The organism is uncultured Nostoc sp. (assembly GCF_937863485.1).
Lineage (GTDB): Bacteria > Cyanobacteriota > Cyanobacteriia > Cyanobacteriales > Nostocaceae > Nostoc.
On the sequence record NZ_CALMFY010000234.1, the window covers coordinates 1 to 8,274 of the forward strand.

The following is an 8,274-nucleotide window of genomic DNA, read 5'->3' on the forward strand; positions in this document are numbered from 1 at the left end:
CTTTTAAGATTCTAAACCAGAAAAAACTGAAAAATAACACACCTTGAAAGGGCTATACTTCTAGAACTTACACATTGACAAGTAAGACAAAAAGTGGATGAGGAGAATGTAGAAACAAAACCAGTGATCGCTATTTACCAGAGGCGTGAAAAACAGATAATTTACTTATCTGTGTTTAGGGTTCGGACGATTAGAGCGATTACTAAGCCATCAACAGCTAAATGTGACTTGAATACTTATACGTTGTTTCTGCTGGCAGAATCAAAATATCCAGGCTGCACGCGTTTGGCAGAAATTATGGAAGATTTGTCTCATGATAGTGTCAATAGATTTTTGCTACGTGAGCAGTATGAACCCAAAGACTTATTTGATGAAATTAAGCTCTATATCAACTTAGTAGGCGGCACATTAAGTAAAGATGTGGGGAGGTCGGTTATTTGGAAGGTGAGGTCGAAGGAGTTAGTAGGGTCAAAGAGGGTTTGCCAGAGAGTGAGTGCGCTACTGTTGATGGTGTAAATAGATCCGAGAGATGAGTTATGGATGCTGAGGAATTGCTCAGGCGTTATGCTGCCGGGGAAAGAGATTTTTGTGGAGTTGATTTGCAAGGAATTAACTTGAGAGAGGCAGAGTTGACTCGCGTTAACCTGAAAAGAGCCAACTTGAGAGGAGCTGATTTGATAGGTGCTAACTTGATGTGTGCTAATTTGAGAGAGGCTAACCTCACCAATGCCAATTTGAAGGGAGCCGAATTGAGTCATGCCAATATGATCCAAGCTAACTTGCAGGGGGCTGATCTCAGACGTGCATTGGTGTGGGCTACCGGGTTGAGAGAAGCTGACCTGACTGGTGCTAACTTGGAAGGAGCTAATTTGACCGACGCTGTTTTGATTAATGCCGAATTTGGAGTTGTTAGCCTGGAGCGTACTATTCTGATTGGTAGTAACCTGGAAGGTGTTAGGATTCCCTGTCATCCATCTGCTAAATTGAACAGTATTTTCAATGCTTTCTACTGGTACACTATCTTGCCAGATGGAAGTACTGAGGTTGGCCCCAGATACGGTTCCTAAATTAAGTGTAGGTTGTGTTTCAGCTAAAAGTGATGAACGGTTCGGTACAGATTTTGTTTCAATGATTTATCGAGTTTTACTGTTGATATCTGAAAAGAATTGAAGATTAGTGACTTTTTGTAATTCCCTTAAAGATACTCTCCAATTTTGCCAGTCTTTCCACTCGTCTAAATTATTAATTTTTATTTGGTATGGGTAAGCAAGAATTGAGAAAGTATTTGGACATGTGGTTGCTGAATCGACGTTAGGAATTATGACTGACCCTTGCCAACAAAATTGTGGTGTTGCAGGGTGGCATTATAGAACAAAGGGGTTCTCCCCTAGAACTGTACCACCATCCCCGCAATCTATTTGTCGCCGGATTTATTGGCTCACCGAAAATGAACTTTATCTTAGTCACGGTGTCAGCCGTCAACGACCCTGGTGCAATAGTCAGGTTCCCTGGTGACGCAACCGTAATGATTCCGGTAAAGCCCAAAACCTTGTCAGTTGGAGATAGAGCAACATTAGGGATTCGTCCCGAACATCTGCTGCTTGATCGCAATAACTCAAGCCTGAATGGCGAAGTATTAGTTGTAAAACGATTGGGTGGAGAAACCTATCTCTACATTAAGATTGCGGTTGGTGAGACTGTAGTTGTGTAAACAGACGGAGATAATCCAGCCATTATGCACGATTATGTTCCTATTTATATTAACGGTGAGCTTTGCCATTTGTTCGATCAAAATGGTGAAGCCATTGCCAAAGTTCATCGTCACCACCTAATCCAAAATGAATCCCATGAACAGCAATATCAGCACAGACTCAGCAATCAAGCTGAATGAAGCATCTCTGTCTAGTTTAGAAAATAATGTTCGCGTACCCAATTACGATCGCCATCAAATCACTAATGGTATTCTCCATATCGGTGTTGGTGGATTCCATCGCGCACATCAAGCATTGTACTTAGATAATTACTTCCATCAAAATCCTGGTAGTGAATGGGGAATCTGCGGGGTTGGGCTACTAGAATTCGACAAACGGATGCGGGATGCACTGGATTCTCAAGATTGTTTGTATACCTTAGTTGAAAGAGCACCATCAGGCGATCGCGCTCGTGTGATTGGGGCAATTACCGAATATCTATTTGCCCCAGATAACCGCCAAGCAGTGATTGACACCTTAGCAGATCCCAAATGCCGTATCGTCACCCTCACGATTACTGAAGGAGGCTATTATTATATTGAAGGCAGCGGTGAATTTGATGCCAATCACTCAACGATTCAGTATGATTTGCAGCATCCCGATCAGCCAATCGGAGTATATGGCTTTTTGACAGCAGCCCTTAATCGCCGCCGTCAACAGGGAATAGCACCTTTTACCGTATTGTCCTGCGACAACTTGCAAGGTAACGGCAACATTGCCCGCAAAATGTTGACCGCATTTGCCCAAATGCAAAACCCGGAATTGGGGCGTTGGGTTGCCGAACAGGTTGCTTTTCCTAACTGCATGGTCGATCGGATTACCCCCGCCACAACCCCAACAGATATCAAAATGGTGGCGGAACAGTTTAACATCGATGATGCCTTTCCAGTCGTTGCTGAACCGTTCCTTCAGTGGGTAGTAGAAGACAATTTCAGCGCAGGTAGACCCGATTGGGAATCAGTTGGGGTTCAGATGACCAGCGATGTTCATCCCTACGAGATGATGAAAATCCGACTGCTCAACGCTAGTCACTTGTTGATTGGCTATCTCGGCTCTTTGGCAGGCTACACTTACGTTCATGAGGTAATGGCAGATCCGTTAATCCGGCAAGCTGTCGATAATTTGATGGCAGAAGTTACGCCGACACTGCAATCTGTACCGGGAATTGATTTAGATGATTACAAAAAAACCTTAATTGAACGCTTTGCCAATCCTAAGATTCGCGATCAACTGCCGCGTCTTTGCCTTAATAGCTCCGCCAAAATGCCAAAATTTGTTTTAGGCTCAGTTCGTGACGCGCTACGCAAAAATGTGGCGATTGATTACATGAGCTTAACCGTTGCTGCTTGGTTTCGTTACCTGAATGGACTTGATGACCAAGGTAACACCATTCCCATTGATGACCCAATAGCAGGTACTTTAACTCAAATAGCTCATTCTAGTGGTTCCGATGCCAAACCGTTGCTCAACCTGACTGAGATTTTTGGCGATTTATCGCAGTCGCCTTTTGCCGATGCAGTTGCGAACCATTTACGCAGATTGTATGAGTTTGGAGCTAAAGAAACATTAACCCGATTCTTAGAGAAAACTTAACTAGATGAAAGCTGCGAATTTTTCAGGCAGAAGTTTCATTCCGCTTGGAAAATTCGCATTGACAAAAGCAGAAGTTTATATGGAGTATGTCTCTTGTCCTCTGTACGCAGGTATCGAACCATCAGAAAGCGACTGAAAGAAAGCGCGGTCAGTGGTGCTCGGCTGAAGCTGCTAGTGATGGGCTACAGTTACTAGAGAGTGAGTTAAATCATCAAGTATCAGAAAATTATCAGGAGCAAATGATGGCAGGTAAATTAGATGCAAAGGTGGCAATTATTACAGGTGCATCTTCGGGAATAGGGACGGCAACGGCGATCGCTCTTGCAGAAGAAGGCGCACAGGTAGTACTCGCGGCTCGTCGAATCGAGCGATTAAACGAAGTTGCACAAAAAATTGAAGCAGTTGGGGGAAAGGCTTTACCGATTGTCACAGATGTTAGCGATGAAACCCAAGTTAATGATCTGGTGCAAAAGGTCAACACAACTTTAGGACGAATCGATATTCTTGTGAATAATGCAGGCATTGGAGGATTGGGAACGATTGAGGATAGCGATCCAGCAGAGTGGCGGCGACAGTTCGACCTGAACGTTTTGGGATTGCTGTATGCGACTCATGCGGTTTTGCCTATCTTCAAAGCACAGGGCGTTGGGCATGTGGTTAATCTTTCATCCGTTGCCGGACGGATTACACGGGCGGGGATGGGTGTGTACAGCGCCACCAAATGGGGCGTAAATGCGATTTCAGAAGCTCTGCGGCAGGAAGTTCATAAAGACAATATTCGCGTCACCATTATTGAACCAGGTATGGTTGCCACCGAATTTGTCGACAACATCACCGATCCCGCTGCGAAACAGGCGCTCGAAGCCCGGTTCAAAGCCGTCACTCCGCTGCAACCGGAAGATATTGCACGGGCGATCGCCTATGCCGTTACCCAACCACCTCACGTCAACGTGAATGAAATTTTAATCCGACCAACGCAACAGGAATAAAATTTACCCATTGACAAAAGCACAAATATTAGGGACTTCCAAAAATTAAATTACTCAATTCCTGTAATCCAATACGACTATCCGATTTCTTCTCCCCCTGCAACGCCAGCTCCTCCTGCTTACCAAAACGATTGATTATTTTTTATTTGGAAGTCCCTGATGCAAAGTATGTCTCTTGTCCTATGTACGCAGGTATCGAACGCTTCAGTTCGACCACCAAGCCCTCTGCTGAATGTGACCTAAACACCTACACCTGGTTTGTGATCGCTGAACCCAAGTATGGGGACTGTTGTCGCGGAAGTAGAGTTATTTGAAGGTTTCAGGATTTACGCAAAATTATAAAAAATGAATCACAAAGGACATAAAGGACAGAAAGTAAAAAGGGTTTTAGAGAGTTTTTGCGTAAGTCCAATAGGATTGATAACTTAGGAGGGACAATTGACTGACATCGTAGTAGGTTTAGACTTGGGTACAGGAGGAGTGCGGGCGATCGCAGTTAATCTGCAAGGGCAAATTATCGCTCAAACAACCAGAAGCTATCCCCTGTTTACTCCACAACCCGGTTGGACGGAACAGAACTCATCAGATTGGGTCGAAGCAAGTTTGGCTGCTCTATTCGATCTTACTCAACAGCTAGACGGATACCGAGCGATTGCCCTCGGTTTGTCTGGACAAATGCATGGCATGGTTCCTCTCGACCCCCAAGGCAAAGCAATTAGACCGGCAATTTTGTGGAATGACCAGCGCACGGGTAAAGCTGTTGTTGAGATTGAAGCCACGATTCCCCGTCAGGAGTTGATCCAGCGGACTGGAAATCCGGCAATTACAGGGTTTCAACTGCCGAAACTCCTATGGTTGCGAACTGAAGAACCACAAGCTTATGCTCGATTGTGGCAAATTCTTTTGCCAAAAGATTATCTGGGATATGTGCTAACTGGCGAACCAGTCACAGAACCATCTGATGCGTCTGGTGTTGGCTGTCTGAACCTGGCAAATCGGCAATGGGATACAGATATTCTCCATGCTCTCGACATCAATCCAGCGTTGTTCCCCCCAGTAATCGAATCTACTGCGATCACGGGACGGCTAAAATCAGAAATAGCCGCCCGCGTGGGATTACCTGTGGTCGCAGGCGGAGGTGATAATGCAGCAGCAGCGATCGGTTTGGGCATCTCATCAAGCAACCTGAACCGGGGTAGTTTAAGTATTGGTACATCAGGAGTTATCTTTGTAGCGTGCGATCGCCCAATTCCCGATCCAGAAGGTCGGGTGCATTTGTTCTGCCATGTAGATGGTGGCTATCATTTCTTGGGAGTAACGCTGGCAGCCGGTGGTTCTCTGCGGTGGTATCGAGATACATTTGCACCGCATATATCCTACACCGATCTCATGGATATGGCAGAGCGATCGCAGCCTGGTGCCCGTGGTCTTCTATTTCTGCCTCACCTTTCAGGAGAACGCAGTCCCCATCTCGATCCACATACTCGGGGTGCTTTAGTGAATTTGTCATTAGCTCATACGCAGGCAGATATAATTCGTGCCGTTTTAGAGGGGGTTGCATTCAGCTTGCAGTCAGCATTATCAGTCATCAGCGTGCTTGCTCCTGTTGATCAACTCTTGGCAACGGGTGGAGGGGCACGCTCTAATATTTGGTTACAAATTTTAGCAGATGTTTTGCAAACAGAACTGATTGCTCCCAAAGCCGAAGAAGGAGCGGCTTACGGAGCAGCTCTTTTGGCAATGGTGGGTGTTGGTGCTTACCCTAATTTAGAAGCTGTATTCAAGATAGTACCGCAGGATAGCCATGTGGTACAGCCGCAGGCAAATCCTTTGTATGAAACAGGGTTTAATCGCTACCAGCTACTTTACGATACCTTAAAAATTGTTCGTTAACGAACATCATACTGCCTATTACCACAATCAAAGCGGCACTCCCAGAAGCGGTCAGTCTAATATCAGCCACTTACAGGGGAATCGAGTCACACAGCCAGTTGTCAAAAAAATGTGAGTTTTGAATTACAGATGTTATGGTGATCGCCACCACTGCCAGTTTTGTTAGGGGTCTGCCGAAAGATAGAGTTGAAAAAATGCGCCAGAGTCTTAAAGCTATTACTAATTACAACAATAATGTTGCACTAAGCGGGTAGATGCGATGTAAAAGCGATTTTACAATTGAATACATCATATTCGTGAGAGTAACAGATGACAAACGAACGATTGAAGATGCAAGATCCACGTCAGCAATATCCAGGTCCGCCCTTCCCCCGTCAGCCGCAGTCTGCACCGGGACTGGCTCAACAGATGAACCCTCAGCCGGATCATGGTGAAGAGAGTTATACAGGATGTGGAAAGCTTGAAAACCGAAAAGCGTTGATCACCGGAGGAGATTCTGGGATCGGGCGTGCCATTGCGATCGCCTTTGCGCGTGAAGGGGCTGATGTAGCAATCTCCTATCTCTCAAGTGAGGAAGCGGACGCACAAGAGGTCATAAAACTGATCGAACAGGCAGGACGCAAAGCTGTTGCTCTTGCTGGTGATATCACGGACGAAAATTTTTGCCGAAAACTCGTGACGGATGCAGTAGAATCTCTTGGCGGTTTAGACATTCTCGTCAACAATGCCGGCGCACAGAGTACTAGTCCCTCCCTTGGCGATATCACCTCGGAGCAGTTCGATAAGGTGCTTAAGACTAACCTCTATGCGCTATTTTGGATTACCCAGTCGGCAGTACCGCACCTAAAACCGGGTGCAGCCATCATTAATACAGCTTCTATTCAGGCGTATGAACCTTCAGAGGGACTCATTGACTATGCACTTACCAAAGCAGGTATTGTTACTTTCAGCAAAGCACTCTCTAAACAAATGATAGAGAAAGGTGTGCGCGTCAACGTTGTAGCGCCCGGCCCATTCTGGACGCCGCTACAGCCAAGTGGCGGTCAGACCCAGGAAAAAATTGAGAAATTTGGCTCCACGGTTCCGCTGGGACGACCAGGACAGCCCGTAGAGATTGCTCCTATATACGTACTGCTTGCTTCACAGGAGGCAAGCTACATTACAGGAGAGGTTTATGGCATAACGGGTGGTGTTGGTATTGCCTAATGTCCGTTTATGCTGGGAGATAGCCAATCGCTTAATCGCGTAGTGGAGTATGTCCTGGACTTAGAGACGAAGTTTGCTGCCACTGTGCTGTTTGCGAGTTCTTTGCGAACTCGCAGATAAACTTTCACAGAAACAGCAAGCATCACATTAAGCTTCTGTCCACTACTGCAATAACGAAGCGCCTAACCGAATACTGGCTGGTAATGTCGAAGGTTTTTGGGGGCAGTACTGCTGTTAACCCTGAAAACCGCTATTCATTTGAAATTCTATGAGAAGAATTATTATTGGGGTTATGGGCAGGGGAGAAAATGCGACAGCAAATGATTTACAAAATGCTTATGCACTAGGTCAACTTATTGCCAAACAAGGATGGGTTTTACTGACTGGTGGTAGAAATGTAGGTGTAATGGATGCTGTAAGTAAAGGTGCAAAATCTGCTCAGGGTTTAACTATTGGTATTCTTCCTAGTGATAATCAAGATGGTATTTCCTCTTCAGTAGATATTGCTATTTTGACAGATATGGGGAATGCTAGAAATAATATTAATGTTCTCACCAGTGATGTAGTAATTGCCTGTGGTATGGGTGCAGGAACTGCTTCAGAAATTGCCTTAGCTTTGAAAGGAAATAAGCACGTAATTTTGTTGACTAACGATGAAGAAAGCAAACTTTTCTTCAAAAAGCTGTCGCCAGAAAATGTTCATATTGTGGAGAGTGCGGAAAATGCCATCATTACTGCAAAAGCAATTTTATATTAATTTGTTATTCGTGAGGTAAGTAAGTCGATGCTAGCCCTTTCAAGGTGTGTTATTTTTCAGTTTTTTCTGGTTTAGAATCTTAAAA

Annotated in this window: 8 protein-coding genes and 1 pseudogene; all 9 read left to right on the forward strand. The window is 45.1% G+C overall.

Annotated features, from left to right (window positions below):
• Window positions 1–189: 189 nt before the first annotated feature.
• A pseudogene (locus Q0541_RS31745) lies at window positions 190–390 on the forward strand (IS701 family transposase); the annotation flags it as partial.
• Window positions 391–536: 146 nt separating this feature from the next.
• On the forward strand, window positions 537–1,067 hold the full coding sequence (locus Q0541_RS31750; RefSeq protein WP_298920501.1) for a pentapeptide repeat-containing protein: 531 nt from the start codon (window positions 537–539) through the stop codon (window positions 1,065–1,067).
• Window positions 1,068–1,348: 281 nt separating this feature from the next.
• The gene (locus Q0541_RS31755; protein WP_298920503.1) at window positions 1,349–1,711 is read left to right on the forward strand and encodes a TOBE domain-containing protein; all 363 of its coding nucleotides are present in this window, start codon (window positions 1,349–1,351) and stop codon (window positions 1,709–1,711) included.
• Window positions 1,712–1,735: 24 nt separating this feature from the next.
• Complete coding sequence (locus tag Q0541_RS31760; protein ID WP_298920505.1) at window positions 1,736–1,891, forward strand: hypothetical protein; 156 nt, start codon at window positions 1,736–1,738, stop codon at window positions 1,889–1,891.
• Entirely contained in the window at window positions 1,848–3,344 is a 1,497-nt protein-coding gene (locus Q0541_RS31765) for a mannitol dehydrogenase family protein (RefSeq protein WP_298920507.1), read from the forward strand. Before Q0541_RS31760 ends, Q0541_RS31765 begins: the two co-directional genes overlap by 44 nt.
• 86 nt (window positions 3,345–3,430) lie before the next feature.
• Window positions 3,431–4,333, forward strand: coding sequence for an SDR family NAD(P)-dependent oxidoreductase (locus Q0541_RS31770; protein ID WP_298920509.1), 903 nt, complete (start codon window positions 3,431–3,433; stop codon window positions 4,331–4,333).
• Between the two features lie 438 nt (window positions 4,334–4,771).
• Window positions 4,772–6,226 carry a xylulokinase gene (xylB, locus tag Q0541_RS31775; protein ID WP_298920511.1) on the forward strand — a complete coding sequence of 485 codons (1,455 nt, stop codon included), beginning with the start codon at window positions 4,772–4,774 and terminating at the stop codon, window positions 6,224–6,226.
• Window positions 6,227–6,535: 309 nt separating this feature from the next.
• Complete coding sequence (locus Q0541_RS31780) at window positions 6,536–7,432, forward strand: SDR family oxidoreductase (RefSeq protein WP_298920513.1); 897 nt, start codon at window positions 6,536–6,538, stop codon at window positions 7,430–7,432.
• Between the two features lie 268 nt (window positions 7,433–7,700).
• Window positions 7,701–8,189 carry a TIGR00725 family protein gene (locus tag Q0541_RS31785; RefSeq protein ID WP_298920515.1) on the forward strand — a complete coding sequence of 163 codons (489 nt, stop codon included), beginning with the start codon at window positions 7,701–7,703 and terminating at the stop codon, window positions 8,187–8,189.
• Window positions 8,190–8,274: the final 85 nt, after the last annotated feature.